Source organism: Blastococcus sp. SYSU D00922 (genome assembly GCF_054050495.1).
In genome coordinates this window covers 55,665-81,688 of sequence record NZ_JBJGZL010000017.1, presented here as the reverse complement: position 1 = coordinate 81,688, position 26,024 = coordinate 55,665, and the positions used below count along the sequence as shown (strand labels likewise).

Annotated in this window: 26 protein-coding genes and 1 pseudogene; 19 read left to right on the top strand and 8 right to left on the bottom strand. The window is 75.0% G+C overall.

The window, feature by feature from the left end; genetic code table 11:
- Nucleotides 1-127 precede the first annotated feature (127 nt).
- Nucleotides 128-1,447 (top strand): MFS transporter, encoded by a 1,320-nt coding sequence (locus ACI78T_RS19050; protein ID WP_456559695.1) that lies wholly within the window; start codon nt 128-130, stop codon nt 1,445-1,447.
- A gap of 64 nt (nt 1,448-1,511) precedes the next feature.
- Here ACI78T_RS19050 and ACI78T_RS19045 read toward each other — a convergent pair whose 3' ends face one another.
- A complete protein-coding gene (locus ACI78T_RS19045) occupies nt 1,512-2,462 on the bottom strand; it encodes a proteasome assembly chaperone family protein (protein ID WP_456559694.1) in 951 nt (316 codons plus the stop codon).
- A gap of 112 nt (nt 2,463-2,574) precedes the next feature.
- Nucleotides 2,575-3,852 (bottom strand): AI-2E family transporter, encoded by a 1,278-nt coding sequence (locus ACI78T_RS19040; protein WP_456559693.1) that lies wholly within the window; start codon nt 3,850-3,852, stop codon nt 2,575-2,577.
- A 96-nt stretch (nt 3,853-3,948) separates the two neighbouring features.
- Here ACI78T_RS19040 and ACI78T_RS19035 point away from each other — a divergent pair, with 96 nt between their 5' ends.
- From ACI78T_RS19035 to ACI78T_RS18970, 14 genes are all read left to right on the top strand, one after another.
- A complete protein-coding gene (locus ACI78T_RS19035; protein WP_456559692.1) occupies nt 3,949-4,416 on the top strand; it encodes a PPOX class F420-dependent oxidoreductase in 468 nt (155 codons plus the stop codon).
- Nucleotides 4,417-4,454: 38 nt separating this feature from the next.
- The gene (locus tag ACI78T_RS19030; RefSeq protein WP_456559691.1) at nt 4,455-5,042 is read left to right on the top strand and encodes a SatD family protein; all 588 of its coding nucleotides are present in this window, start codon (nt 4,455-4,457) and stop codon (nt 5,040-5,042) included.
- 7 nt (nt 5,043-5,049) lie between these two features.
- Nucleotides 5,050-5,571 carry a hypothetical protein gene (locus ACI78T_RS19025; RefSeq protein ID WP_456559690.1) on the top strand — a complete coding sequence of 174 codons (522 nt, stop codon included), beginning with the start codon at nt 5,050-5,052 and terminating at the stop codon, nt 5,569-5,571.
- Nucleotides 5,572-5,646: 75 nt separating this feature from the next.
- Complete coding sequence (locus ACI78T_RS19020; RefSeq protein WP_456559689.1) at nt 5,647-6,192, top strand: hypothetical protein; 546 nt, start codon at nt 5,647-5,649, stop codon at nt 6,190-6,192.
- Between the two features lie 10 nt (nt 6,193-6,202).
- On the top strand, nt 6,203-6,955 hold the full coding sequence (locus ACI78T_RS19015; RefSeq protein WP_456559688.1) for a dienelactone hydrolase family protein: 753 nt from the start codon (nt 6,203-6,205) through the stop codon (nt 6,953-6,955).
- Nucleotides 6,910-7,419, top strand: a complete 510-nt coding sequence (locus ACI78T_RS19010; protein ID WP_456559687.1) for an N-acetyltransferase family protein — start codon at nt 6,910-6,912, stop codon at nt 7,417-7,419. Before ACI78T_RS19015 ends, ACI78T_RS19010 begins: the two co-directional genes overlap by 46 nt.
- Before the next feature lie 9 nt (nt 7,420-7,428).
- Nucleotides 7,429-7,824, top strand: a complete 396-nt coding sequence (locus tag ACI78T_RS19005; RefSeq protein WP_456559686.1) for an ankyrin repeat domain-containing protein — start codon at nt 7,429-7,431, stop codon at nt 7,822-7,824.
- Nucleotides 7,825-7,911: 87 nt separating this feature from the next.
- Nucleotides 7,912-9,174, top strand: a complete 1,263-nt coding sequence (locus ACI78T_RS19000) for an AI-2E family transporter (protein ID WP_456559685.1) — start codon at nt 7,912-7,914, stop codon at nt 9,172-9,174.
- A gap of 122 nt (nt 9,175-9,296) precedes the next feature.
- Nucleotides 9,297-9,560 carry a hypothetical protein gene (locus ACI78T_RS18995; protein WP_116450663.1) on the top strand — a complete coding sequence of 88 codons (264 nt, stop codon included), beginning with the start codon at nt 9,297-9,299 and terminating at the stop codon, nt 9,558-9,560.
- A gap of 23 nt (nt 9,561-9,583) precedes the next feature.
- A complete protein-coding gene (locus ACI78T_RS18990) occupies nt 9,584-10,006 on the top strand; it encodes an AAA family ATPase (RefSeq protein ID WP_456559698.1) in 423 nt (140 codons plus the stop codon).
- An 89-nt stretch (nt 10,007-10,095) separates the two neighbouring features.
- Nucleotides 10,096-10,515 (top strand): DUF350 domain-containing protein, encoded by a 420-nt coding sequence (locus tag ACI78T_RS18985; protein WP_456559684.1) that lies wholly within the window; start codon nt 10,096-10,098, stop codon nt 10,513-10,515.
- 126 nt (nt 10,516-10,641) lie between these two features.
- On the top strand, nt 10,642-11,403 hold the full coding sequence (gene fabG / locus ACI78T_RS18980) for a 3-oxoacyl-ACP reductase FabG (protein WP_456559683.1): 762 nt from the start codon (nt 10,642-10,644) through the stop codon (nt 11,401-11,403).
- Nucleotides 11,404-11,470: 67 nt separating this feature from the next.
- Nucleotides 11,471-12,238, top strand: a complete 768-nt coding sequence (locus ACI78T_RS18975) for a crotonase/enoyl-CoA hydratase family protein (RefSeq protein WP_456559682.1) — start codon at nt 11,471-11,473, stop codon at nt 12,236-12,238.
- A gap of 37 nt (nt 12,239-12,275) precedes the next feature.
- Nucleotides 12,276-12,899 (top strand): SGNH/GDSL hydrolase family protein, encoded by a 624-nt coding sequence (locus ACI78T_RS18970; RefSeq protein WP_456559681.1) that lies wholly within the window; start codon nt 12,276-12,278, stop codon nt 12,897-12,899.
- Nucleotides 12,900-12,906: 7 nt separating this feature from the next.
- On the opposite strand, the gene ACI78T_RS18965 is transcribed toward ACI78T_RS18970, so the two are convergent.
- Genes ACI78T_RS18965 through ACI78T_RS18955 form a run of 3 tightly spaced genes read right to left on the bottom strand, consistent with a single transcriptional unit; the run spans nt 12,907 to nt 17,435 of the window.
- Complete coding sequence (locus ACI78T_RS18965) at nt 12,907-14,070, bottom strand: cation:proton antiporter (protein WP_456559680.1); 1,164 nt, start codon at nt 14,068-14,070, stop codon at nt 12,907-12,909.
- A complete protein-coding gene (locus ACI78T_RS18960) occupies nt 14,071-14,565 on the bottom strand; it encodes a cation:proton antiporter regulatory subunit (RefSeq protein ID WP_456559679.1) in 495 nt (164 codons plus the stop codon). It lies immediately after the preceding gene.
- Nucleotides 14,566-14,588: 23 nt separating this feature from the next.
- Nucleotides 14,589-17,435 carry an FAD-binding and (Fe-S)-binding domain-containing protein gene (locus tag ACI78T_RS18955; protein WP_456559678.1) on the bottom strand — a complete coding sequence of 949 codons (2,847 nt, stop codon included), beginning with the start codon at nt 17,433-17,435 and terminating at the stop codon, nt 14,589-14,591.
- Between the two features lie 107 nt (nt 17,436-17,542).
- Between ACI78T_RS18955 and ACI78T_RS18950 the strand changes: the two genes are divergently transcribed.
- Both ACI78T_RS18950 and ACI78T_RS18945 read left to right on the top strand, forming a co-directional pair.
- A complete protein-coding gene (locus ACI78T_RS18950; protein WP_456559677.1) occupies nt 17,543-19,978 on the top strand; it encodes a phosphoketolase family protein in 2,436 nt (811 codons plus the stop codon).
- Nucleotides 19,975-21,069: an acetate/propionate family kinase gene (locus ACI78T_RS18945; RefSeq protein WP_456559676.1), complete on the top strand. Its 1,095-nt coding sequence runs from the start codon at nt 19,975-19,977 to the stop codon at nt 21,067-21,069. The genes ACI78T_RS18950 and ACI78T_RS18945 overlap by 4 nt, the downstream gene beginning before the upstream one ends.
- Nucleotides 21,070-21,115: 46 nt before the next feature.
- Here ACI78T_RS18945 and ACI78T_RS18940 read toward each other — a convergent pair whose 3' ends face one another.
- Nucleotides 21,116-21,514 carry a cupin domain-containing protein gene (locus ACI78T_RS18940; protein ID WP_456559675.1) on the bottom strand — a complete coding sequence of 133 codons (399 nt, stop codon included), beginning with the start codon at nt 21,512-21,514 and terminating at the stop codon, nt 21,116-21,118.
- A gap of 89 nt (nt 21,515-21,603) precedes the next feature.
- Nucleotides 21,604-22,866 carry a hypothetical protein gene (locus tag ACI78T_RS18935; RefSeq protein WP_456559674.1) on the bottom strand — a complete coding sequence of 421 codons (1,263 nt, stop codon included), beginning with the start codon at nt 22,864-22,866 and terminating at the stop codon, nt 21,604-21,606.
- 70 nt (nt 22,867-22,936) lie between these two features.
- Between ACI78T_RS18935 and ACI78T_RS18930 the strand changes: the two genes are divergently transcribed.
- Nucleotides 22,937-24,676 carry a hypothetical protein gene (locus ACI78T_RS18930; protein WP_456559673.1) on the top strand — a complete coding sequence of 580 codons (1,740 nt, stop codon included), beginning with the start codon at nt 22,937-22,939 and terminating at the stop codon, nt 24,674-24,676.
- Nucleotides 24,673-24,831 (top strand): DUF2613 family protein, encoded by a 159-nt coding sequence (locus ACI78T_RS18925; protein ID WP_456559697.1) that lies wholly within the window; start codon nt 24,673-24,675, stop codon nt 24,829-24,831. Before ACI78T_RS18930 ends, ACI78T_RS18925 begins: the two co-directional genes overlap by 4 nt.
- 78 nt (nt 24,832-24,909) lie before the next feature.
- Here the strand turns inward: ACI78T_RS18925 and ACI78T_RS18920 are convergent.
- Nucleotides 24,910-25,959, bottom strand: a pseudogene (locus ACI78T_RS18920) (glycosyltransferase family 4 protein); the annotation flags it as partial.
- Between the last annotated feature and the right edge of the window lie 65 nt (nt 25,960-26,024).

Below are 26,024 nucleotides of genomic sequence, written 5' to 3'. Positions count from 1 at the left end.
CCCCCCCCCCCCCCGCCCCCCCCCCCCCCCCCCCCCCCCCCCCCCCCCCCCCCCCCCCCCCCCCCCCCCCCCCCGGCTGCCGTCTCGGCGACCCTGGGTCGCGGCACCCGCGGCCCGAGGAGGAGCGATGAGCAGTCCCGGCACCACGACCCCGGTCACCCGCGCCGCGGGCTGGGTCGCGCCGCTGTGCTGGTTCGCCGTCCTGCTGGACGGCTTCGACCTGGTCGTCGTCGGCACCGTCGTGCCGACGCTCCAGGAGCCGGGGGAGTGGGCCCTGTCGGGCTCGGGGACGACGTTCGTCATCACGATCGGCCTGGTCGGGATGATGGTCGGCGCCCTGACGATCGGCACGCTGACCGACGTCGTCGGCCGGCGCAAGGCGCTCATCGGCGCGGTCACCGCGTTCTCCGTGCTGACGCTCGCCTGCGCGTTCGCCCCCAACGCGGCGGTCTTCGGCGTGCTGCGCTTCCTGGCCGGAGTGGGCCTGGGCGGCTGCCTGCCCACCGCCATCGCGATGGTCAACGAGTTCACCCGCTCCGGCCGCAGCGGCCGGGCGACGACGACGATCATGACCGGCTACCACGTCGGGGCGGTCGCGACCGCGGCGCTGGCGATCGTGGTCATCCCCGAGCTCGGCTGGGAGTGGATGTTCGTCATCGGCGCCCTGCCGGCGCTGGTGCTGGTCCCGCTCATGCTGCGGTACCTCCCCGAGTCGGCGTCCTACCTCGTCGCCCACGGCCGGCGGGAGGAGGCCGAGGAGGTGGCCCGCCGCCACGGGCTCGCACTGGAGTCGCCCGCGGCCCCGGTCGCCGACGAGGCGGGGGAGGGCGCCGCCGCGACGCTCAGGACGCTGTTCACGCCGGCCTTCGTGCGCAACACGGTGGCCATCGGCGTCACGTCCTTCATGGGCCTGCTGCTGGTCTACGGGCTCAACAACTGGCTGCCGACGATCATGCGCGAGGCGGACTACGACCTCGGTGACTCGCTGGCCTTCCTGCTCGTCCTCAACGTGGGCGCGATCGTCGGCCTGCTGATCGCCGGCACCGTCGCCGACCGCATCGGCGCGCGGGCGGCGGGCATCGCCTGGTTCGCCGGCGCCGCGGTGTTCCTCGCGCTCCTGTCGATCCGGCTGCCCATCGGCGGCATCTACGCGATGGTCTTCCTGACCGGCTGCTTCGTCTTCAGCGCGCAGGTGCTCGTCTACGCGTTCACGAGCGCCAACCACCCGCCGCAGGTGCGGGCCACGGCGCTGGGCTGGTCGGCCGGCGCCGGACGGGTCGGCGCGATCGTGGGACCGACCATCACCGGCGTCCTGTTCGCCGCCGGCAACGCCTTCCCCGGCGGCTTCTACCTGTTCGCCGCCGTCGGCGCCCTCGGTGCGCTCGCCTTCGCGACGACATCGCGGTCCTCCGGACCGCACCGCGGCCAGGTGCCGTCCCCCGGCTGAGCTGAGCCGCTGCGTCGTCCCTGCGCGGACCCTCCGGCCCACTCGGGCCGACCGTGCTCTGCCGTCAGTCCCTCGGGGGCTTGCGGTCCTGGTCGGCGAGGAAGCGCTCGAACTCCGCGCCGATCTCCTCGGCGCTGGGCACCTCGCCGCCCGACAGCAGGTCGGTGCCCTCCCGGGCCGCGGTGAACGCGTCGTACTGCTGCTCCAGGGCGGCGACGACGGCGGTGTTCTCCGTCGACCGCCCGATCTGCTCGTCGACCTCCGTGCGGTGCACCTGGGCCGCCTCGCGCAGGGTCTCGGTCGGCAGGGCCAGCCCGGTCAGCGACTCGAGGTGCTCGATGAGGGTCAGCGAGGCCGCCGGGTAGGTGGCCTGCGCGAGGTAGTGCGGCACGTGCGCGGCGACGCCGAGCGCGTCGACCCCGGCCTCGCCGAGGCGGAGCTCCAGCAGCGCCGAGACGCTGCCGGGGATCCGCATCTCGCCCCAGTAGACCGGGTACTGCTCGATCAGCTGCCGGCGCGTGGCGTGCGCGGTGACCGTCACCGGGCGGGTGTGCGGCACCGGCATCGGGATGGCCTGCAGCGCGATGACGCTGGTGACCCCGAGCTTCTCGACCAGGCCCGCGACGGCGGCCACGAAGCGCTCCCAGGCGTAGTCCGGCTCGGCGCCGTGCAGCAGCAGGAACGGTCGGCCGGCGTCGTCCTCCAGCGCGTGGACCGCGATCTCCGGCGCGGCGAACGACTCGTACCGGTCGCTGTTGAAGGTCATCCGCGGCCGGTGCGCCCGGTAGTCGACGAGGCTGTCGGCGTCGAAGCGCGCGATCACCTCGGAGGGCAGGCTCGCGAGCAGGTGGCCGCCGGCCAGGGTCGCGGCGTGCGCGGCGTCGAAGTCGCCGCCCAGGTCGTGCACCAGCACGAGGCCCCCGCGCTCGGCCGGCTCCCCGACCGCCGCCTCGCGGGCGAGGAAGGGCTCGGCCTCGGGGAGCAGCTCGACGAGCTCCTCCGGTCGCTGGGCCACGGTCGGACCTCCTGCAGTCGTACGGGCGGCCGGTCGCCGGCCGCTGCTGGCCGGTGCAGCCCCGCGGGGGGCTCCTGCATTCCCACCCGGGACCCATCGTCCCCCGGGTGGGTCAGGGCGCGGGGTGCCCCTCGGCCGGAGCGGCGACCTGCTCCTGCCGCACCGTCGTCCCCGAGTCGTCACCGGCCAGCTCGGTGCGCGTCCCGTCGTCGTGTATCTCCGGTTGCTTCCCGTCGAGCTCGTCGCGGGCGTACCGGTAGACCACCGCGATCAGCGCGGCGATCGGCACGGAGAGGAAGGCGCCGATGATGCCGGCCAGGCTGCTGCCGGCCGTGACGGCGAGGATGACGACGGCGGCGTGCAGGTTGAAGCCGCGGCCCTGGATGATCGGCTGCAGGACGTTGCCCTCGATCTGCTGCACGGCGAGCACGATGCCGAAGATGATCAGGGCGACGGTGAAGCCCTCGTCCACCAGCGCGATCAGCACGGCGAACGCGCCGGCGACGAACGCACCGATGATCGGGATGAAGGCGCCGAAGAACGTCAGCACGGCCAGCGGCAGCACCAGCGGGACGTCGAAGATCCACAGGCCGAGGCCGATGAAGAACGCGTCGATGAAGCCGACGAGCGCCTGCTGGCGGATGAACTCCGAGAGCGTCGCCCAGGTCTTGTACGACAGCGCCGCCACGTGCCGGGCCGCCCGCGGGCCGGTCTGCGCCGACAGCCACGGGACGAAGCGCGGGCCGTCCTTGAGGAAGAAGAACACCAGGACGAGTGCCAGGACCAGGTTGATCAGGCTGTTGCCGACGGCGGAGGCGCCGGTCAGCGCATAGCCGGCGATGTTCTGGGCGTTGCCCTGGATCGAGTTGATGACCGAGTCGACGGCGTTGCCGATCTGGTCCTCGCCGAGGTTGAACGGCGGGCCCTGCAGCCACTCCTGCACGTCCTGCAGAGCCGCGGTGGCCTGGTCGGCGAGCTCGGTGACCTGGTCGGCCACCGACGGTGCGATCGCCGCGATGATGCCGCCGAAGGCGGCGAGGAACCCGAGCAGGACGACCGACGCCGCGAGGGCCGGTGGCCAGCGGTGGTTGCGCAGGAACCGGGTGGTCGGCCAGAGGACGGTCGCGATCAGCAGGCCGAGCACGATCGGCAGCAGGATCGACCAGAGCCTGCCGAGCACGTAGAAGAGGACGACGACGGCCGCGACGATGAGCAGGAACTGCGCCGAGGCGATCGCCAGGGTGCGGGCCGCGGCCTGCATCTTCGGACCCCGGCCCTGCGTGGGTGCCGGCGAGGTGGTGACGGCGGCGTCGTCGGGGTCGGGCGCGTCCTGCTGCTTCGAGGCCGGGCCCGGCTCGGCTGCGGGACGACCGGGGAGTCGGAGCCTCATGCCTCGATCTCAGCACAGGTGGGGCATCGGGACCGGGCGGGAACGATCACCGTTGCGAAGTCGTCGCTGTCGGTGCCAGGTCGTAGCGTTCCGGCCATGCCGAAGGCCGCGACCGCTGACCGCGTCGATCGGGACGCTCTGATCGAGTTCCTGCGCCCCCGCCACCAGGCGGTGCTGCTGACCCGCCGCCGGTCCGGCGGCGTGCAGCTGTCGCCGGTGTCGTGCGGCGTGGACGCCGCGGGGCGGATCGTCGTCTCCACGTACCCGCAGCGCGCGAAGGCGACCAACGCCCGGCGCGATCCCGAGGTGTCGCTGTGCGTGCTGTCGCCCGACTGGAACGACGCGTGGGTCCAGGTGGACGGCACCGCCGAGGTCCTCGACCTGCCCGACGCCCTGGAGCCGCTCGTCGAGTACTACCGCTCGATCAGCGGCGAGCACCCCGACTGGGACGAGTACCGGGCCGCGATGGTCCGGCAGGGCAAGTCCCTGATCAGGGTCACGATCACCGGCTGGGGTCCCATCGCCACGGGCGGCTTCCCGCCCGAGGTGATCGACAAGCTCTGAACCTTGCATCTGGTCATGAAAGCTGTCAGGCTTGCGGGGTGCCGTACGTGTTGACCGTCGACCAGAAGGCGAGCCGGCGCAACCCCGACCGGGTCGGGGAGGTGCTCCGGGAGCTCAACGACGCCGTCCCGACGCTGCTCCCCTTCGAGCGCACGGCCGGCGACGAGTTCCAGGGCCTGCTGGCCGAGCCCGACGAGGTCGTCGACGTCGTCCTCCGCCTGGTCCGGGCGGGTGACTGGAGCATCGGCGTCGGCGCGGGCCCGGTGCAGACGCCGCTGCCGCCGAGCACCCGGGCGGGGGCCGGTCCCGCCTACCTCAGCGCCCGGCGAGCCGTCGACGCCGCGAAGCAGCGGGCGAGCCGCCTCGCCGTGCGCGGGGCGGCGCCGACCGACGCGGGCGACGCCCAGGCGGTGCTCAGCGCCCTCGCCGTCGTGGTCGACCGGCGCAGCGAGCAGGCGTGGGAGGCGATCTCCCTCGTGGGGGAGGGGCGCACCCAGGCCGAGGCGGCCACCACGCTGGGCATCTCCCGGCAGGCGGTCGGCCAGCGCCTCGCCGCCGGCCTGTGGGACCTGGAGCGGGAGCTGCGGCCCACCGCGAGCCGGCTGCTGGCGCGGGCGGCGGGGTGAGCGCGCCATGACCATCGCCGTCCTCGTCCTCCTCGCGCTCACCGCCGCCGCAGGCCTGGTCCTCACCGCCCGTGGCGAGCGGGTGCGCCCGGCCTGGGGCGCCGCCCTGCTCGGCGTCCTGCTGGGCGCGGCCGCGGTCATCGCCTGGACCGCGGACGAGCCGTCCTCCGGCCTGCTCCACGGGACGACGGTCGCCGCCGTCCTGGCCGCCGTGCTCGCCGGCGGGCCGGTCGCCACCGCCGTCCTCCAGGGCGCGGACCCGGCCGCGGTGGGGGTCGCCGGAGGGCCCCAGGACCCGACGATCCTCCGCGGCGGCGCCTGGATCGGCGTCCTCGAGCGGGCCGCCGTCTCCGCGGCGCTGCTGGCCGGCTCGGCGGAGGGCCTGGCCGTCGTCCTCGCCGTCAAGGGTCTGGGCCGCTTCGCCGAGCTGCGGGCGCCAGCGGCGGCCGAGCGGTTCATCGTCGGCACGCTGGCCAGCGGTCTCTGGGCGGCGGCCTGCGTCGGCGTGGCCGTCCTGCTTCGGGGCTGAGCCGCCCGCACGCCGAGCAGGGTGATCACGCGGCAGGGAGAATGACCGGAGTTCCCCGTCGCTCCTGGAGGCCCTGTGTCCGAGTCGTCCGCAGCCGGTGCCGTGCGCGCTCCCGACCTGCTCGGCATCTACTGCAACGACCACCTGGCCGCCGCCACCGGCGGGATCGAGCTGGTCAGCCGCATGATCGGCGTCCACCGCGGCACGAAGTACGAGCCGAGGCTCGAGCAGCTGCTCGACGAGCTCCGCGAGGAGCGGGCCGGCCTGCGGGCGTCGATGGCCGCCCTCGGCGTCCCGGTGCGCCAGTACAAGCAGATCGGCTCGTGGATCGGGGAGAAGCTGTCCCGGCTGAAGCTGAACGGCCACCTGCTGTCGCGGTCACCCTTGAGCGACCTGGTCGAGTTCGAGTTCATCTCCACCGCCGTGCTGGCCAAGCGGGCCGGCTTCGAGACGCTCCGGGCGGTCGCGGCCGTCGACGACCGGCTCGACGCCGCCCTGCTCGACCGGCTCATCGCCCAGGCGGACAAGCAGCACGACTGGCTGGCCGACGCGCGCCGCGAGGTCGCCGCCCGGGTGATCGGCGGGAACCCAGGTCCGGCCGACGCGGCCGCGGACAGCTGAGGACCGCCCCGTGTGCCACGACCACGACAGCCGCCCGCCCGCGGCACCCCGCACCGGCGATGTCGCCGAGCGGGGCGTCCTGACGCTGACCTCCGCCGACGGCACGCCGTTCTCCGCGGCCTACGCGGCTCCGGCGAGTCCGGCCGGGGCGGGGGTCGTCCTGCTGCCCGACGTCCGCGGCCTGCACCCGTTCTACGTGGCGCTGGCCGACCAGTTCGCCCAGGCCGGCCTGCCCACCGTGGCGATCGACTACTTCGGCCGCACGGCCCCGGCGTCGGAGTCCGGCGTCCGCGATGCCGACTTCGAGTGGCAGCCGCACGTCGCCGCGATGGCCGCGGAGAACGTCGACGCCGACCTCGGCGCCGCGATCGACTACCTGCGCGAGCGGGCCGGCGCCGACCTCCCGGTGGTCACCGTCGGCTTCTGCCTCGGCGGCAGCATGTCCTGGCGGCAGGCCACGGGCGACCTGGACCTCGCCGGCTGCGTGGGCTTCTACGGCAAGCCCTCCGTCGTCGGCGACGCGGCGACCCGGGCACAGCTCCCCACGGTGATGCTGATCGCCGGTGCGGACGCGGCCACCCCGGTGGCCGACCAGCTCGCTCTCGCCGACACCATGCGTGGGGCCGGAGCCGAGGTCGACGCGGTGGTCTACGACGGCGCCCCGCACTCCTTCTTCGACCGGGCGTACGGCGAGTGGGCCGAGGCCTGCCGGGACGCGTGGGACCACGTGCTCGCGCTGACCGACCGCGTGGCGCTCCGCTGAGCGGCGTCGCGCTGCGCCGGGCGACCGCCGAGGACCTGCCCGCCCTCGTCGCGATGCTCGCCGACGACCCCCTCGGTGCCGGCCGGGAGGACGTGGACGGCGACCTGGCGCCCTACCGGCGGGCGTTCGAGCTGGTCGACGCCGACCCGGCGCACGTCCTGCTCGTCGCCGTCGACGGGGACGAGGTGGTCGGCACGCTCCAGCTGACGGTGCTGCCCGGCCTGGCGCGGAGGGGCGCGCTGCGCGGGCAGATCGAGGCGGTGCGGGTCGCGGCGGGTGCCCGGGGCCGGGGGATCGGCGCGGCCATGGTCGGCTGGGCGGTCGACGAGTCGCGGCGCCGGGGGTGCTCGCTGGTGCAGCTGACGACGGACAAGAGCCGCACCGACGCGCGCCGCTTCTACGAGCGCCTCGGGTTCGAGGCGAGCCACGAGGGGATGAAGCTCGCCCTCCCCGACGGCTCCTAGGCTGGGCCGGTGACGAGCGAGCCGATCGACCCGGGTGTCGTCGAACTGGCCGGGCGGGTCTTCGACCTCGCGCGCGGCGGGCACACGCAGGAGCTGACCGAGTACGTCGACGCGGGCGTCCCCGTGAACCTCACCAACGACAAGGGCGACACCCTGCTCATCCTCGCCGCGTACCACGGGCACCCCGAGACGGTCGGCGCGCTGCTCGAGCGCGGTGCCGACCACTCCCGCGCCAACGACCGGGGGCAGACCGCCCTGGCCGCCGCCGTCTTCAAGCAGTCCACCGCGACCGTGACCCGGCTGCTGCAGGCCGGCGCCGATCCCGACGCCGGTGGCCCGAGCGCACGCGCCACGGCCGTCTTCTTCGAGCTGCCGGCCATGGTGGAGCTGCTCGACGCGCGGTAGCGGCGCACGCGGTCCCGGCGGGCGCGCCGCGCGACACTGGAGCACCGTGTACGGGGACGACCCGTCGACCGAGGGGAGGGGATCGGCATGGCGGTGCAACCGGACGTCCCGGCTGCCGACCCCGCGCCGGAGCGGGCTCCCGAGGCCCTCTCCCTGGCACCCGACGCCGGGTCGACCGCCGTCGAGCCGCAGCCCGGCCCCTCGGGGATGCCCCGGTGGCTGCTGCTGCTGGCGGGCCTGGCCGCCGCGACGGTGGCCGTCGCCGGGCTTCGCGCCGTCGCGTGGCTGGTCGCGCCGGTGTTCCTCGCGCTGGTGGTGGTCATCGCCCTCGCGCCGGTCCAGGGCTGGCTGCGGCGGATCGGCGTGCCCCGGTGGCTCGCGACGACGGTCCTGCTGCTGCTGGTGTGGGCGGTACTGCTGGCCTTCGTCACGCTGCTGGTGGTCTCCGCGGCCCAGTTCGCGGCGCTGCTGCCCGACTACACCGGGCGGGCGGAGACCCTCATCAACGGTGTGGTGGCCGACCTCAACGACGCCGGCATCGTGTCGGGGCAGCTGTCGGACCTGGTCCGGCAGATCGACTACGCCCAGTTCGTCGGCCTGGCCACCGACGTCCTCGGCCGGCTGACCAACGCCGCCAGCACGCTGGTCCTGCTGCTGTCGGCCCTGGTCTTCATGGCGATCGAGTCCAGCGGGTTCCCCCGGCGCATGGCGCTGGTCGGGGAGGAGCGCCCGCACCTGCCGGTCGCCATGACGCTGTTCACCCAGGGCACCCGCAGCTACCTGCTGGTGAGCACCGTCTTCGGCGCGGTCGTCGCCGTCGGCGACTGGATCGCGCTGACGATCATCGGGGTGCCGGCGGCGGGGCTGTGGGGGCTGCTGGCGTTCGTCACCAACTACGTCCCGAACATCGGTTTCGTCCTCGGCGTCGTGCCCCCGGCGATCCTCGGTCTGCTCGCGGGTGGCTGGGGCGAGCTCATCGCGATCGTCGTCGTGTACTCGCTGCTCAACTTCGTCATCCAGACGCTGATCCAGCCCCGGTTCGTGGGGGACTCGGTCGGGCTGTCGATGACGGTCACCTTCGTCGCCCTGCTCTTCTGGGGCTGGGTGCTCGGCGCGCTCGGCGCCCTGCTCGCCATCCCGCTGACGCTGCTGGTCAAGGCGCTGCTCGTGGACGTCGACCCGCGGGGGCACTGGCTGGACGCGCTGCTCCGGGAGGAGCCCAGGGCACCGCGCACGATGCGGGCCAAGCGCCGGATGCACGCCCGGCGCGCGGCCCTGGCGTCGGTCCGCCGGCTGCACCACCCCCGGCGCGCGTCGGCTCCCGCGCCGACACCCGACGCCGCGGAGTGACCGGCGTCCGTCAGGTACGAACGCTCAGGTCAGCACGCGTGTCGGGGGAATGTCGGACCCCCGTGGGACGTTGTCCCCACGAAGCCGTTGGCGTCGTCCGGCGCCCGGTGGAGGAGGCAGACATGAAGGGCGATCGGGTCGAGATCGTGATCGACGCCGGCGGCAGCACGCGCACCTACGACATCGCGGCCACGCGGGCCGGTCGCCGGGTCGAGGTCACCCACGGCCGGGGCGTCGTCGAGGTCGCGGAGACCACCCGCGGCGGTACGCCGGTGCGCACCGCGCGGTTCATGGCCGGCCGGGTGCTGGCCCTCGTCGAGCACCCGGCCCCCCGGCCGGCGCTCGAGGACGACGCCGCCGTGACGCGGCTCCGGCAGTCCGCCTGACGCAGGACGCCGAACTCGTCGTGATGGTCGGCCTCCAGGGCGCGGGGAAGTCGACCTGGGTGGCGCGGCACCTCGCGGGCAGCCACGTCGTGGTCAGCAAGGACCACTGGCCCAACGCCCGCCGTCGCGAGGCCCGGCAGCGGCGGGTCGTCGCGGAGCTCCTCGCGTCGGGCGCGCGGGTGGTCGTCGACAACACCAACCCGGCGCCGGAGGACCGCGCCCCGCTGGTCGAGGCCGCACGCGAGGCCGGCGTACCCGTGCGCGCGGTCTGGGTGGACACCCCGGCCGACGTCTGCCTGGCGCGCAACGACGCCCGCGACGGCCGGTCCCGCGTGCCGCTGGTCGGGGTGCTGGCCACGCGGGCGCGCTTCGTGCCCCCGTCGGTCGCGGAGGGATTCGAACGGGTGGAGGTCGTCCGCGGCGACGACGGTCCGCAGGGCGTGTGACGCCCCCGGTCCGTGCGCAGGTGGAGCCGGTGCGGTAGACCTGGCAGGCCCTTCCCCGTCGAGCCCGTCACCGCCTGGAGGTCCACCCCGTGCTGGAGAGCATCGGCTTCGCCGCCGCCTACACCGGGGTCGGCATCGCGCTGCTGGTCCTGGGCTTCTACGCCCTCGATCTGCTCACTCCCGGCAACCTCGGCAAGCACATCGCGGAGCAGCGCTCGCTCAACGCCGCGATCACGCTCACCGGAGGGTTCCTCGGTCAGGGCGCCATCATCTTCGCCAGCATCTGGACCAACGCGACCAGCGGCTTCGGTCAGGCGCTCTGGTACACCGTCGTCTTCGGCGTCCTCGGCGTCGTGCTCCAGTCCGTCGCCTTCGTCGCCTTGGACGTGCTCATCCCCGGACGGCTCGGGCACCACCTGATGGACCGCGACTTCCACCCCGCCAGCCTGGTCAGCGCCGCCGTGCAGCTGGCGGTCGCGGCGATCATCGTGGCATCCATCTGGCCCTGAGGCGCCGGGCCCGGACCTCGTGACGGCGGACACCGATCCCGGCCGTAACGTGTCGGGCGCAGCTCTCGGCCCGTCGTGCGGACCACCCGCCGACGGCAGCCGGCATCCGACGTGAGAGGAAGACGCATGACCGAGGCAACCGCCCGCGTGGCGATCGTGACCGGTGCCGCGCGCGGCATCGGTGCGGCCACCGCCCTCCGGCTGGCCCAGGACGGGTTCGCCGTCGCCGTCCTCGACCTGGACGAGGCACAGGCCAAGGGCACCGTCGAGGCGATCGAGGCCGCCGGTGGCCGCGGCCTGGCCGTGGGCGCCGACGTGAGCGACTCCGCCGCGGTCGAGGCCGCCGTGGAGCGCATCGCCACCGAGCTCGGCCCGCCGGTCGTGCTGGTGAACAACGCCGGCGTGCTGCGCGACAACATGCTGTTCAAGATGTCGGACAGCGACTGGGACATCGTCATGAACGTGCACCTGCGGGGCGCCTTCCTCATGACCCGCGCGGCGCAGAAGCACATGATCGACGCCAAGTGGGGCCGGATCGTCAACCTGTCGAGCACCTCGGCGCTGGGCAACCGCGGCCAGGCCAACTACTCGACGGCCAAGGCCGGGCTGCAGGGCTTCACCAAGACGCTGGCGATCGAGCTGGGCAAGTTCGGCGTCACCGCCAACGCCATCGCCCCCGGCTTCATCGAGACGGAGATGACCAAGGCGACCGCCGAGCGCATGGGCATCCCGTTCGAGGACTTCATCAAGGGCGCCGCCTCGCAGATCCCGGTCGCCCGCACGGGCAAGCCGGAGGACATCGCGCACCTGGTGTCGTTCTTCGTCAGCGAGGGCGCCGGCTTCGTCTCCGGCCAGGTCGTCTACGCCGCCGGCGGTCCGAAGGCCTGAGAAACAGCTCCACGCGGGGCCCGGACGCCGTCGGCGCCGGGCCCCGCTCAGCATCCCGGGAGGGTCCGTGTCCGAGGACGAGGTCCTGGTCGAGCGCCGCGGCGCCGTGCAGGTCATCACCATCAACCGGCCGCAGGCGCGCAACGCGCTGAACGCCGCGGTGGCGCAGGCCGTGGCCGCCGCCGTCGACGAGCTGGACGCCTCGAACGAGCTCCGGGCGGGTGTCCTGACCGGCGCGGGGGGCTTCTTCTCGGCGGGGATGGACCTCAAGGCGTTCCTCCGGGGCGAGACGCCGGCCATCGAGGGCCGGGGTCTGTGCGGGATCACGCGAACGCCACCGCGCAAGCCGCTGGTCGCCGCCGTCGAGGGCGGGGCGCTGGCCGGCGGGTTCGAGCTGGTGCTCGCCTGCGACCTCGTGGTCGCCGGCCGCAGCGCCCGGTTCGGCGTCCCGGAGGTGAAGCGCTCCCTGGTGGCCGCGGGCGGCGCCGCCCTGCTGCTGCCCCAGCGCGTGCCCCGGGCCGTGGCCCTCGAGCTGCTGCTGACCGGCGACCCGATCGACGCCGGCCGCGCGGAGGCGGTGGGCCTGGTGAACCGCGTCGTGGACGACGGGGCGGCGCTGGACGCCGCAGTCGAGTTCGCCGCGGCCGTCGCCGCCAACGGTCCGCTGGCGGTCGCCGCCACCAAGGAGGTCGTGCTCTCGGCGCCGTCCTGGTCGCCGGACGAGGCGTGGGAACGGCAGGACGCGGTGGTCCGCCCGGTGTTCGCCTCGGAGGACGCCCGCGAGGGCTCGACCGCGTTCGCCGAGCGCCGTGCGCCGGTGTGGCGCGGCCGCTGAGGGAAATCCCGGGCCGCCGCGGGACGTTGAACGCTTCGTGGCTCCCACCCCGCTCCGCCTCCTCGTCCTCGGCGACTCGATCGCGTACGGCACCGGGGCCCGGCGTCCCGAGGACACCCTGGGCCGCCGGCTGTCCACCGCGCTGACCGCCGAGGGTTTCGACGTCGACCTGCACGTGCTCGCCGTCCCCGGCGCGGTCTCCGCCGACCTGGCGTCCCAGGTGAGGCGGGCGCAGCCGCTGGACGCCGACCTCGCCGTCGTCGTCATCGGCGCGAACGACCTGGCCCGTTTCCTGCCGCCGGAGCAGGCGGCCGCCGCGCTGGCCGCGGCGGTGGGCGCGCTGCGGGCCCGGGGCACCGACGTGGTCGTGGTGCCCGCCCCGGACATGTCCTCGGTGCCGTTCGTGCCGCCGGCGTTCCGGCCGTTGGTCCAGGCCGCCTGCGCCCAGCTCCAGCAGCGCCAGGCGGTGGTCGCCGAGGCGGCGGGCGCGACGGTGGCCGACATCGCGGCCGAGGTCGGCCGCGAGTTCGTCGCCGACCCCGCCATGTTCTCCGGCGACCGCTTCCACCCGAGCTCGGCGGGCTACGCCCGGATCGCCACCGCGCTGGCCCCCACGGTGGTCGCCGCGGCGCGGGCCCGCCGGGACGAGGCCGCGGCCTGACCGCCCCTCAGGCGGCGGCCCGCGCGAGGAACGGTGCTGCCATCGGCTCCACGAACCGCGTCAGCACCGGCCCGGCGACCGCCAGCACCAGCACGTAGGCGGTCGCGAACGGGCCGATGCCGGGGATGCCGGCCGCGACCGCGAGCCCGGCGATGACGATCGAGAACTCGCCGTGGGCGACGAGGGCCGCCCCGGCACGGAGACGCCCGGGCACGCCCACGCCATCGCGCCGGGCCGCGAACCAGCCGGTCGCCAGCTTGGTGCACACCGTGACGGCGCCGAGCAGGAGGGCGGCCGGGAGCACCGGCAGGACGGCCCCGGGATCGGTGGCCAGCCCGAAGGCGACGAAGAACATCGCGGCGAACAGGTCGCGCAGCGGCGCGAGGATCGCCCGCGCCCGGTCGGCGAAGGACGCCGGGAGCGCCAGCCCGACCAGGAACGCGCCCACCGCCGCCGACGCACCCACCGCCTGCGCCAGGCCGGCGACGAGCAGCGTCAGCCCGACCAGGCGCAGCAGCACCTGCTCGTCGTCGTCGTGGCTGAGCAGCCGGCCCAGCCGGTGGCCGTGCCGCTGCGCGGCCAGCAGCACGAGCAGCACGGCACCCACGGCCAGCGCGACCCCACCCACGGCCGAGACGACTCCCTCACCGGCCAGGGCGACGACCAGCAGCGGGAGGAAGAGGGCCATCGCCAGGTCCTCCAGCACGAGGACCGACAGGACGGCCGGCGTCTCGCGGTTGGCCAGCCGCCCGAGGTCGCCCAGCAGGCGGGCCACGATGCCGGACGAGGTGATCCAGGTGACGCCGGCCAGGGCGAGCGCGCCCTGCCACGGGAAGCCCAGGAGCAACCCGGCCACGAACCCGGGCGGGGCGTTCAGCGCCAGGTCCACGACGCCGGACGGCGCGTGCCGCCGGAAGGACGCGAACAGCTCCGTGGCGGAGAACTCCAGGCCCAGCGTGAGCAGCAGCAGGACGACGCCGATCTCGGCGGACGCGGTCAGGAAGGGTTCGGCGTTCTCCAGCGGCACCACACCGCCCTCGCCGACCACCAGCGCGGCGAGGAGCACGAACGGGATCGGTGACAGGCCCATCCGCCGGGCGCCGAGCCCCAGGAGCGACAGGGCGCCGAAGAGCAGGCCGAGCTCGATCAGCAGGGCCGCGACGTGGTCCACCTAGCCGGCCTGGTCGCGGCCGGCCAGCCGCCGGTCGAGCTGCTCCAGCCCGGCCGCCGAGCCGATCGCCACCAGGACGTCGCCCGCCCGGAGCTCGTCGGCCGGCGCCGGAGAGGGGATGACGTCGTCGCCGCGGACGATGGCCACCACGGAGCACCCGGTCAGCGTGCGCGCCCGGGTGTCGCCGAGCATCCGGCCGGCGAACGGGGAACCGGGTGGGACGGGGAACCGGGCGGACTGCAGCCCCGGCACCTCGCGGGAGAGGTCGGCGAACCGCTGCGTGAGCCGCGGTGCGCCGAGGACCTCGGCCAGGGCGTCGGCCTCCTCGGCGGAGAGCCGGAACACGCCGCGGGCGCGGTCGGGGTCGCGCCGGTCGTAGACGGCGAACTCCGCGCCGCCCTCGCGCTGCACGACGATCCCGAGGACCTCCCCGGAGCGCGTCGTCATCTGGTAGCGGACCCCCACACCGGGCAGCAGGGTCTCCTCGAGCTCCATGGCCGCATCGTGGCAGAGGCGGCTCAGGGCAGCCGCGCGGCCAGCAGCTCGGCGAGGTGCAGCCCCCGGCGCCCGGCCAGCTGGTCCAGCTGCGTCCGGCAGGAGAACCCGTCGGCCAGCACGACGGCGTCCGGGCCGAGCCCCTCGACCGCGGGCAGGAGCTGCTGCTGGGCGATGGTCACCGAGACGTCGTGGTGCCCGCGCTCCACACCCCAGTTGCCCGCCAGCCCGCAGCAGCCGCCGAGGCGGTTGACCGTCGCGCCGGCCTCCGCCAGCAGCGCCGCGTCCGCCGACCACCCCATCACCGAGGCGTGGTGGCAGTGCGGCTGGGCCACCACCTCCAGGCCTGTCATCGACGGCGGCGACCAGCCCGGTGTCGCGGCCAGGAGCTCGGCCAGCGTGCGGGTCCCGCGGGCCACCCGCTCCGCGGCCGGCCCGCCGACGACCTCCAGCGACTCGCTGCGCAGCGCCGCGGTGCAGGAGGGCTCGACGCCGACGACCGGGATCCCGGCGTCGACGAGGGGCACCAGCGCCTCGATCGTCGCCCCGAGGATCCGCCGGGCGGTGTCCAGCTGCCCGGTGGTGATCCAGGTGAGCCCGCAGCAGGTGTCGGCGCCGGGCACCTCCACCCGGTAGCCGGCGGCCTCGAGCACCCGGGCGGCCGCCATCGCCACGTCGGGTGCGAAGTGGTCGGTGAACGAGTCCACCCACAGCGCCACGGGGGCACCGGTCCCTGCCGCAGCCGGCCGCGCGGCCCACTGCTGCCGGAACGTGCGGACGGCGAACTCCGGGACGTCGCGGCGCTGGTCCATGCCCGCGCCCCACTTCGCCAGGCGTGCGCCCGGCCGCGACCGGAGGACGGCGTTGACCAGACGGGGCGCCCGGGCCGCGAGGTCGGCCCAGCGCGGCAGCCGGCCCAGCGTGTAGTGCGACAACGGCCGAAGCCGCCGGCGGTAGCTCTGGTGCAGCACCTCCGCCTTGTACGAGGCCATGTCGACACCGGTCGGGCAGTCGCGCGAGCAGCCCTTGCACGACAGGCACAGGTCGAGCGCCGCGTGCACCTCGGGGGAGCGCCAGTCCCGCACCGGACCGCCGGGCGCGAGCATCTCCTGCAGGACGCGGGCCCGGCCGCGGGTGGTGTCCTTCTCCTCCCGGGTGGCCGGCCACGACGGGCACATCACGCCGCCGGACGACTGCAGGTCCGCGCGGCACTTGCCGACGCCGGTGCACCGGTGGACGGCGGCCGAGAAGTCGCCCCCGTCGTGCCGGTAGGCCAGGGCCAGGGTGGGCCGGGCGGAACGGGGCCGCACCGGCGCCTCCGCCATCCGGATCGCCTCGTCGAAGGGGGCCGGCGCGACCAGCACGCCGGGGTTGAGCACGTCGTCGGGGTCGAACAGCCCCTTGACCCGCTCGAACAGGCCCAGCGCCGCCGGGCTGTACATGTACCGGAGGAGCTCGCTGCGGGCCCGGCCGTCGCCGTGCTCGCCGGACACCGAACCGCCGTAGCCGGCGACGAGCCGCGCCGCGTCCTCGACGAAGGCGCGGTAGCGGCCCCGACCGGAGTCGTCCCCCTGGCCGAAGGGGAAGTCGATGCGCACGTGCACGCAGCCGTCGCCGAAGTGGCCGTACGGCACGCCCTGCAGGTCGTGCTGGCCCAGCAGCGCCTCGAACTCGCGCAGGTACTCACCCAGCCGCTCCGGCGGGACGGCGGCGTCCTCCCACCCCGCGTGCGCCGGACGCCCGTCGTGCGTGCGTGCCGCGAGGCCCGCGCCGTCCTCCCGGATCCGCCAGATCGCCGCGGCCTCGGCGGCGTCGGTGACCACCAGGGTGTCCAGGGCACCGGAGTCGGCGACGACGCCCCGCGCCTTCGCCGTCACCTCCGCGACGCTGTCCCCGGTCAGCTCCACGACCAGCCAGCCCTCGCCGCGGGGCAGGTCGGGGACGACGGCGGCGGGCACGTCCCGCAGCCGCTGCACGATGCGGGCGTCCAGCCCCTCGACGGCGGTGGGGGAGTGCGGCAGCAGGCCGGGCGTCGCATCGGCGGCCTCGGCCATGGTCGGGTAGCCCAGCACGACCAGGCCGCGCACCGGTGCGTCGGCGACGAGCCGGACGGTCGCCCCCAGCACCAGCGCCAGCGTGCCCTCGCTGCCCACCAGCGCCCGGGCGACGTCGAACCCGCGTTCGGGGAGCAGGTGCTCCAGGGAGTAGCCCGACACCTGGCGGCCGAAGCGGCCCAGCTCCGTGCGGATCGTCGCCAGCTCGGAGTCGACCAACGCCGACAGCCCGGTGAGCACGGGGCCGCCCGTCGTCCCGCCCGCGCCCAGCCGCAGCCGCTCGCCGGTGCCGGTGACCACGTCGAGACCCACGACGTTGTCCGACGTCCGGCCGTAGCCCAGGGCCCGCGAGCCGCAGGCGTTGTTGCCGATCATGCCGCCGACCGTGCACCGGTTGTGGGTGCTCGGGTCGGGGCCGAAGCGCAGCCCCGCCGGCCGGGCGGCGACCTGCAGCGCGGCCTGCACGACACCCGGCTCGATGGTCGCCGTCCGGGCCTCGCGGTCGACCTCGAGCACCCGGTCCAGGTAGCGGCTGGTGTCCAGCACCACGCCCGGCCCGACCGCGTTGCCGGCGATGGAGGTGCCGGCTCCCCGCGCGGTGAGCGGCACGCCGAGGGTGCGGCAGACCTCCAGCGCGGCCACGATCTCGTCGGCGTGCCGGGGGCGGACGACCGCCCGCGGCAGCACGCGGTAGAGCGACCCGTCCGAGGAGTACAGCGCCCGCGCGAGGCCCGAGTCGTCGACGTCGGACAGGCCGGCCGCCCGGAGGGCCGCGAGGAGCTCGGAGGTCGCGGTCGCGGGGGAGGTCGCCGTCATGGGGCAGAGTCTCCCGTCGGGCCCTCGCGCCCGACCACCCGGCCCTTTCACCGGGGCGACGCCTCGCGGCATCCCACCTGTCGCCCGGAGTCGTTAGCGTGCGGCGGATGCAGAGCACGGTGCAGCTCACGGCTCCCGACGACGTCCTCGACGACGACGAGGTCGCGGCACTCGACCGCTGGTGGCGGGCGGCGAACTACCTCTCCGTCGGCCAGATCTACCTGATGGACAACCCGCTGCTGCGCGAACCCCTGCGACCCGAGCACGTCAAGCCGCGGTTGCTCGGCCACTGGGGGACGACGCCGGGCCTGAACTTCCTCTACGCCCACCTCAACCGCGCGATCCGCGCCCGGGACCTCGACGTGATCTACGTGATGGGCCCCGGGCACGGCGGTCCCGGGCCGGTGGCCGCGGCGTGGCTGGAGGGCACCTACAGCGAGGTCTACCCGGACGTCTCGCAGGACGCGGCAGGCATGCAGCGCCTGTTCACCCAGTTCTCGTTCCCCGGCGGCATCCCGAGCCACGTCGCGCCCGAGACGCCGGGCTCGATCCACGAGGGCGGCGAGCTCGGCTACGCCCTGGCCCACGCGTACGGAGCGGCCTTCGACAACCCGGACCTGGTCGTCGCGGCTGTCGTCGGCGACGGCGAGGCCGAGACCGGGCCCCTGGCGGCGAGCTGGCACGCCAACAAGTTCGCCGACCCCGCCACCGACGGCGCCGTCCTGCCGATCCTGCACCTCAACGGCTACAAGATCGCCAACCCGACGGTGCTGGCCCGCATCCCGCGCGAGGAGCTGATGGACCTCCTCCGGGGGTACGGCCACACGCCCTACCTCGTGGAGGGCGATGACCCGGAGACGATGCACCGGCAGTTCGCGGCGACCCTCGACCGGTGCCTCGACGAGATCGCCGAGATCCAGCGCCGGGCCCGCCAGGACGGCGACACCAGCAGGCCGCGGTGGCCGATGATCGTGCTGGCCTCGCCCAAGGGCTGGACCGGGCCGGAGACCGTCGACGGCCTGCAGGTCGAGGGCACGTGGCGGGCGCACCAGGTGCCGTTCGCCAACGCCCGGGGGGACGACGGGCACCGCCGGGTGCTGGAGGAGTGGCTGCACAGCTACCGCCCCGAGGAGCTGTTCGACGCCGACGGCGCGCCGGTGCCCGCCGTCCGCGACCTCCACCCCGCCGGGACGAGGCGGATGAGCGCCAACCCGCACGCCAACGGCGGGGAGCTGCTGAGGCCGCTGCGCATGCCGGACTTCCGCGACTCCGCCGTGCCGGTGCCCGCGCCCGGGACCGGGGCGGTCGAGGCCACCCGCGTGCTGGGCGGCTTCCTGCGCGAGGTCGTGCGGGAGAACCCGACGACCTTCCGGGTGTTCGCGCCCGACGAGAACAACTCCAACCGCCTCGGCGCCGTCCTCGACGTCACCGACCGCGCCTGGATGGCCGAGCGTCTCCCCGGCGACGACCACCTCGCGCCCGGCGGCCGGGTCATGGAGATCCTCTCCGAGCACATCTGCCAGGGCTGGCTCGAGGGGTACCTGCTCACCGGCCGGCACGGCTTCTTCTCCTGCTACGAGGCGTTCATCCACGTCGTCGACTCGATGTTCAACCAGCACGCGAAGTGGCTGAAGACGACGAACGGCATCCCGTGGCGGCGGCCGATCGCCTCGCTGAACTACCTGCTCACCTCGCACGTGTGGCGGCAGGACCACAACGGGTTCTCCCACCAGGACCCCGGCTTCATCGACCACGTGGTGAACAAGAAGTCCGACGTCATCCGGGTCTACCTGCCCCCGGACGCCAACACGCTGCTGTCCGTGGCCGACCACTGCCTGCGGACCCGGCAGTACGTGAACGTGATCGTGGCCGGCAAGCAGCCGGCGCTGCAGTACCTCGGCATCGACGACGCCGTCGAGCACTGCACCAAGGGGATCGGCATCTGGTCGTGGGCGAGCACCGACGACGGCGTGGAGCCCGACGTCGTCCTCGCCTGCGCCGGCGACGTGCCGACGATGGAGGCGCTGGCCGCGGTGGAGATACTCCGCGGCCACTTCCCGGACCTGCGGATCCGGTTCGTGAACGTCGTCGACCTGATGCGGCTCCAGGACGACCGCGAGCACCCGCACGGGCTGTCCGACGCCGCCTTCGACTCCTACTTCACCCGCGACAAGCCGGTGATCTTCGCCTACCACGGCTATCCGTGGCTGATCCACCGGCTGACCTACCGGCGCACCAACCACGACAACCTCCACGTGCGCGGCTACGTGGAGGAGGGGACGACGACGACCCCGTTCGACATCTGCGTGATGAACCGGATCGACCGCTACGACCTGGCCATCGACGTCATCGACCGGGTGCCGCGGCTGCGCACGGTCGGCGCCCATGCCCGCGACCGGCTGCGCGACCAGCTGATCGAGCACCGGCAGTACGTGCACACGCACGGCGAGGACCTGCCCGAGATCCGGGACTGGCAGTGGTCGGGCCGGCCGGGGCCGGCGACGTCCGGCGGCGACCCGCTCCGGGAGCCGGAGGCGGGATGAGGGTGCTGGTCGTCAACGCCGGGTCCAGCAGCCTGAAGCTCACCCGGTTCGACGCCGACGGCTCGGTCACCGCCGCGACCACGGTCGAGCGCTGGGAGGGGGCCGAGGACCTCGCACCCCTGGCGGAGTTCCTGGCCGGCTGCGGCGACGTCGACGCCGTGGGGCACCGGGTGGTGCACGGGGGTCCGCGGTACACCGGGCCGGCCGTCGTCGACGAGCAGCTGACCGGCTACCTGCGGTCGATCAGCGACCTGGCCCCGCTGCACAACCCGCGGTCGCTGGCCGGCATCCGTGCCGCGGGGCAGCTCCTGGCCGGCGTGCCGGCCGTGGCGGCGTTCGACACCGGCTTCCACACGACACTGCCGCCGGCGGCCGCCACGTACGCGCTGCCGAAGGAGTGGAACGAGCGCTGGGGGCTCCGGCGGTACGGCTTCCACGGGCTCTCGCACGCCTCGGCCGTCCGGCGGGGCGCCGAGCTCACCGGCCGGGAGCTCTCCGGGCTCCGCGTCGTCTCCTGCCACCTGGGTGCCGGCGCCTCCCTCGCCGCGGTGCGGGACGGGCGGTCGGTGGACACCACGATGGGCTTCACGCCGCTGGCGGGGCTGGTGATGAACACCCGTCCCGGAACCCTCGACCCGGGCCTGGTGCTCTGGCTGCTGGAGCACGGCGGCGTGACCGTCGACGAGCTGGGCGACGTCCTGGAGCACCGGTCCGGGCTGAAGGGGCTCTCGGGCACCGGCGGCGACCTGCGCGACGTCCTCGCCGGCCGGTCGGCGGGCGACGCTGACTGCGTCCTGGCGTTCGACGTCTACGTGCACCGGCTCGTGCGCGAGGCGGCGGGCATGGCGGCGGCGGCCGGCGGGCTCGACCTGCTGGTCCTCACCGGCGGGGTGGGCGAGCACTCGTGGGAGGTGCGGTCGGCGCTGGCCGACGGGCTGGCCCACCTCGGCGTCTCGGTGGACGAGGGGCGCAACCGGTCGACGACGTCGGACGGGGAGATCGGCGCCGACGGGGCGCGGGTGCGGACGGTGGTCGTCACCGCCCGAGAGGACCTCGAGGTGCGGCGGCAGGTGCTCGCCGTCCTGGGCTGAGGACCTGCCGCGGTGGCCGCCGGGCGGCGGCCACCGCGGGGAGCGGTCAGGAGGTCGGCGGCTCGTCCTTGCCCTCTTCCTCGAGCCGGTCGGCCTCCTCCTTGGTCTTGTGCACGGCGCCGTCGGCGTGCTCCGGAGGGCCGTAGACCGTGTAGAGGATCAGCGGGTTCTCGCCGGTGTTGAGGAAGTTGTGCTTCTTCCCGGCCGGCACGACCACGAGGTCGCCCTGGGCGACGGCCTTCTCCGAGCCGGAGATGATCGCCTTCCCGGTGCCGCTCACGAAGGTGAGGATCTGGTCCACCTCGTGGACCTCCTCGCCGATCTCGCCGCCCTTGGGGATGGTCATGATCACCAGCTGCGTGTGCTCGCCGGTCCAGAGGACCCGGCGGAAGTCCGGGCTCTTCTCGGCCTCGGTGGCGATCGTGTAGTGGATGACGGACGCCATGGACGGCGCTCCTCTCGTCGGGACGGTGGCTTGCAGCTGCTCCTGCCCCTACCCGCGCGGGAGTAGTCGTCCTGCGCGGGCCGAGTTGATCACTCGTCCGGTGGACCCGTCCGGCCGGACCTCGAGCGCAGCAGGCCGCCCACGACCAGGAGGACGGCGGTGCCGACGGCGGTGGCCGCGATCGCCACGAGGGACAGCCGCCCGGTCACCGACAGGACCTGCACGACCGCCCCCTCGATGCCGGCGGCCACCCAGACGGCGCCGGTCGCGACCCGGTCGGACGCCGCGATCCCCGAGTAGAGGAGCAGCTGCGCGAGGGCGAGGAGCGTGCCGAGCGCGGCGAACAGCCAGGTCGCACCGCCGAGGGCGTCGCCGTAGGCGGAGCCGCCGATGAGCGGCAGGGCGTAGGACCCCAGAGCAGCGGTGGCCAGCGTCAGGACGGCGCCGAGCCCGCCGACGAGCGCCAGCGCCGCGGGCAGCGCCTGGCGCCGGTGCGCCTCGTCGGCGAGCCGGGGGAGGAGCACGACGCCGACCCCCTGGGGCAGCCAGAAGGCCACCTTGGTGACGATCGACCCGACGGCGTACTCGCCCGCCTCGGTGGCGGTGAGGTGGTGACGGGCCAGGAGCAGGTCGAGGTTGAGCAGCAGCACGAAGCCGAGCAGCGCGCCCGAGGCCTGGAGCGCCGCCAGCAGGGGAGCCCGCACGCCGTGCGCCAGCCCCGGACGCCCGCACCCGGCCCACCCGGCCAGCGCCCCGACGGCGACGGCGACGGTCATGCCGGCCAGCGCGGCGGTGGGGGTGCCACCGACCAGCAGGCCGCCGACGCCACCCACCAGCTTGGCCACGCCGTAGAACGCGTTGACGGTGGCCAGCCCGCCGTACCGCTCGCTGCCCTGGAGCATCCCGAGGTAGCCGGGGATCAGCGTCGAGGGCAGCAGGAGGGCGACGAGCCAGGCGACGGCCGCCGGATCGGTCAGGTGCAGGAGCCGGCTCAGCGGGACGGCGGCCAGCACGCCGCACCCCACCACCAGCAGGCCGGTCACCCAGGCCGCGGCGTGCAGGCGCGCGAGCACCGCGGGGGTGCGTCCGCCCGCGGCCCCGCCGAGGTGGAGGGCGGCGGCGGTCTGCAGCCCCGTCGCCGGCACCGTGGCCACCAGCAGCACGCTGAGCAGCGCGGCGAGCTCGCCGAACGCCGCCGGGGCGAGCAGACGGGCGGCCAGGACGGTGAAGACGTAGGCCAGTGCGTTGGTCGCGAGGAACGCCGCGGACACGAGCGCGGCCGGCCCGAGCAGCCGCGCCGGTGGTGCGTCGGGCAGCGCGCCGTCGACCGGCCGGATGAGCGGGTCAGCCACGACCGCCCCCTACGCTGCGCGTCGGTCGGCAACCCGGCCAGGACCGACCAGGAGCGGACAGGGGACGAGTGTGGACGGCGGCTGGACCCGACCGGAACCCTCCCCGTGGCCGGCCCGCGTCCTGGCCCTGGTGGTCGCCCTGCTGGTGACCGGACCGGCCCTGGCGCCGGGCTTCGTGCTCCTGCGCGACATGGTGTTCGTGCCGCGGCAGGACCTCGACCTGGACGCCCTCGGGCTGGGCGGCGGACTGCCGCGCGCGGTGCCGGCCGACGGCGTGGTGGCGCTGGTGACCACCGTCGTGCCCGGCGATCTCCTGCAGAAGGCCGTGCTCGTCGGCCTGGTGTACGCCGCGGTGCTCGGCGCCGCCCGGCTGGTGCCGCCGGGCCCGGACGGCCGACGGGGCGTCGCCGCCGCGGTGGCCGGCCTGGTCTACGGCTGGAGCCCCTACCTGGCCGAGCGGCTGCTCATCGGCCACTGGACCCTGCTGCTCGCCTACGCGGCGCTGCCCTGGATCGCCCGCGCCGCCCTGCGCGTCCGGGCCGGCGAACCGCGCGCGGTGCCCCGGCTGATGCTCGCCTGCGCGCCGGCGACGCTGACCCCGACCGGCTCGATGCTCGCGGCGGGGGTCGTGGTCGTGCTCGTGGGCCGGCGGCGCGCCCTGCTCGCCGTGGGGGGCGTGCTGGCGCTCGCGCTGCCCTGGATCGTCGCCGGCGTCCTGCACCCGGCCGGCGGCGTCTCCGACCCGGCGGGCGTGGCCGCCTTCGCCGCCCGCGCCGAGGGCCCCGGCGGAGCGCTGGTCGCGCTGCTCGGGACCGGGGGCATCTGGAACGCCGGCGCCGTGCCCGGGAGCCGGGGCTCCGCGTTCCTCCCGCTGGTCACGCTGCTGCTGGTCGCCCTGGCCGTCGTCGGCTGGACCGCCCGCGGCGCGCTGCGCGGACCGGGTCTGCGGCTGGTCCTCCTCGGCGCTGGCGGGCTGCTGCTCGCCCTCGCCGGCACGCTGCCCGGCGCGCGGGAGCTGCTGGAGGCACTCGTGCGCACGGTCCCCGGGGCCGGCCTGCTGCGCGACGGGCAGAAGTGGGTCGCCTGGTGGGCGCTGCCGCTGGCGGTGGGGGCCGGGCTCGGTGCACGGCGGCTCGCCGATGCGGTCGGACGCCGGGCCGCCGTCCCGGGTGGAGCCGCTCTCGTCGGCGCCGCCGCGGTGCTCCTGCCGCTGATCGCCGTCCCCGACCTCGTGTGGGGCGTCGGTGGCCGCCTGCAGCCCGTCGACCACCCGGACGACTGGCAGCGCGTGCGCGATGCCGTGGCGGGCGACGACCACCCCGGCGACGTCCTGGTACTGCCCTTCGGCACGTACCGCGCCTTCGGGTGGAACGACGACCGGCCGCTGCTGGATCCCGCGCCGCGCTGGCTCGACCGGCCGACCGTCACCGACGACGAGCTGGTGGTCGACGGGGAACCGGTCGCGGGGGAGGACCGGCGTGCCCGGGAGGTCGCAGCGGCGAGCGGGGACCCCGCGGCCCTCGCGGACCTCGGCATCGGCTGGGTGCTGGTCGAGCGCGGCACCCCCGGTCGGGCGGTGCCGGAGGAGGTGACCGGCCTCCCGCTCGTCGTGGACGGGCCGGACCTGGCTCTCCACCGCGTCCCCGACGCGCGCAGCGGACCCTCGCCCTCGCCCCTTCGAGTGACAGCCGTGGTGGCGGTTCACGCCTGCTGGCTGGGAATTGTGACGGGGTCGGTGTTGTGGATCACGACATTGCCCTCTAGCGTCACGCTCCGTCGTCGCCCTCCACGGAAGCGAGTTCCCGAATGAAGACCCTGATCGCCGTGCTGATCTCCCTCGGCGGAGGCACCGCGCTCGGCGTCGCTGCCGTCGCCGGCGTGCAGGCCTCCCTCGACCCCGACAGCTCCATCCAGGAGACGGGCAACCAGACGATCAACGTCCTGGACTACGGCAACCGGGGCTGATCCCGGGGCGGCCGGGACGTCCGGCCGCACGGCGGAGGCGAGCACCGCGGCGAAGGCCCGGGTGCTCGCCCGCCAGCTGAAGGCAGCCGCGTGACGAGCCGCCGCCTCGCCCATGGCGAGGCGGCGGCTCTCGTCTGCCAGCAGCAGCTCGACCGCGGCGGTCAGCCCGTCGAGGTCGTCGACCAGCAGCCCGGTGCGCTCGTCGACCACCGACTCGCGCAGCCCGCCGGCGGAGCGGTAGCCCACGGTCGGGACGCGGTGCGAGCCGGCCTCGGTGACCACCAGGCCCCAGCCCTCCTTGACCGACGGGCACAGGTGCACCCAGGCCCGGGCGAGCTCCTCGTGCTTGGTCTGCTCGTCGACGTGCCCGGTGAAGTCGACGATGTCGTCCACGCCCAGCGCGATGGCGTGCGCGCGCAGCTCGGCGTCCCACCAGCCCTCGCCGACCACGGACAGCCGCAGCCCCGGCCACCGGTCGCGCAGCCGTGCCACGACCTCGATCGCGTGCTCGACGCGCTTGTGCGGCACGAGCCGGCCCAGGACGACGAGGCGGGGCCGCGCGCTCGGCACCGAGGACACGACGGGCGGCGGCTCCACGCCGTTGCGGACGACGCTGAGCCGGTCGGCGTGGACCCCGAGGCCGACCAGCTCCTCGGCGGTGGCGGTCGACACCGTGACGTAACGGCTCCGGCGGTAGAGCCTCGGGGCGAGCGCCGACTCCAGCCACCAACCGATCGCCCCGCCGACCCGGCCGAACACGATCGGCCACTGCTCGCGGTGCACGTGGTGGACCAGGTTGACGACGGGACGGCGGGTCACCAGCGTGCTGCCGAAGGGCAGGCCGTTCTGGACGTCGACGACCAGGCGGGGACGGTGCCGCAGCACGTGCAGGAGGGCCCGCGGGTAGACGCTCAGCCGACCGCCCCGGCGGACGATGCGCACGCCACCGATGACCTCCTCCGCCGGCGCCCGGTCGTGCGCGGCGCAGAACATGGAGACGGTCAGCCCGGCACCCGCGAGGCCCTCGGCCATGCGGTGCACGTAGCGTTCGGAGCCCCCGCCTTCGGGGTGGGTGATGTCCCGCCAGTTGACGAACAGGACATCGATCGGCGTTGATCGAATGCGCACCGCGGGAGACTACCCCCCGGTAACAACGGGCCCGCAGGCCTTATCACCGCAAAGAAGGGGGTCCG

Coding starts and splice junctions, on each gene's coding strand:
- ACI78T_RS18945 (WP_456559676.1), top strand. CDS start 19,975: ATGAGGGTGCTGGTCGTCAACGCCGGGTCCAGCAGCCTGAAGCTCACC.
- ACI78T_RS18950 (WP_456559677.1), top strand. CDS start 17,543: ATGCAGAGCACGGTGCAGCTCACGGCTCCCGACGACGTCCTCGACGAC.
- ACI78T_RS19040 (WP_456559693.1), bottom strand. CDS start 3,852: ATGAGGCTCCGACTCCCCGGTCGTCCCGCAGCCGAGCCGGGCCCGGCC.
- ACI78T_RS18940 (WP_456559675.1), bottom strand. CDS start 21,514: ATGGCGTCCGTCATCCACTACACGATCGCCACCGAGGCCGAGAAGAGC.
- ACI78T_RS19050 (WP_456559695.1), top strand. CDS start 128: ATGAGCAGTCCCGGCACCACGACCCCGGTCACCCGCGCCGCGGGCTGG.
- fabG (WP_456559683.1), top strand. CDS start 10,642: ATGACCGAGGCAACCGCCCGCGTGGCGATCGTGACCGGTGCCGCGCGC.
- ACI78T_RS18960 (WP_456559679.1), bottom strand. CDS start 14,565: ATGGAGCTCGAGGAGACCCTGCTGCCCGGTGTGGGGGTCCGCTACCAG.
- ACI78T_RS18990 (WP_456559698.1), top strand. CDS start 9,584: ATGGTCGGCCTCCAGGGCGCGGGGAAGTCGACCTGGGTGGCGCGGCAC.
- ACI78T_RS18995 (WP_116450663.1), top strand. CDS start 9,297: ATGAAGGGCGATCGGGTCGAGATCGTGATCGACGCCGGCGGCAGCACG.
- ACI78T_RS19035 (WP_456559692.1), top strand. CDS start 3,949: ATGCCGAAGGCCGCGACCGCTGACCGCGTCGATCGGGACGCTCTGATC.
- ACI78T_RS18955 (WP_456559678.1), bottom strand. CDS start 17,435: ATGACGGCGACCTCCCCCGCGACCGCGACCTCCGAGCTCCTCGCGGCC.
- ACI78T_RS18925 (WP_456559697.1), top strand. CDS start 24,673: ATGAAGACCCTGATCGCCGTGCTGATCTCCCTCGGCGGAGGCACCGCG.
- ACI78T_RS19025 (WP_456559690.1), top strand. CDS start 5,050: ATGACCATCGCCGTCCTCGTCCTCCTCGCGCTCACCGCCGCCGCAGGC.
- ACI78T_RS19000 (WP_456559685.1), top strand. CDS start 7,912: ATGGCGGTGCAACCGGACGTCCCGGCTGCCGACCCCGCGCCGGAGCGG.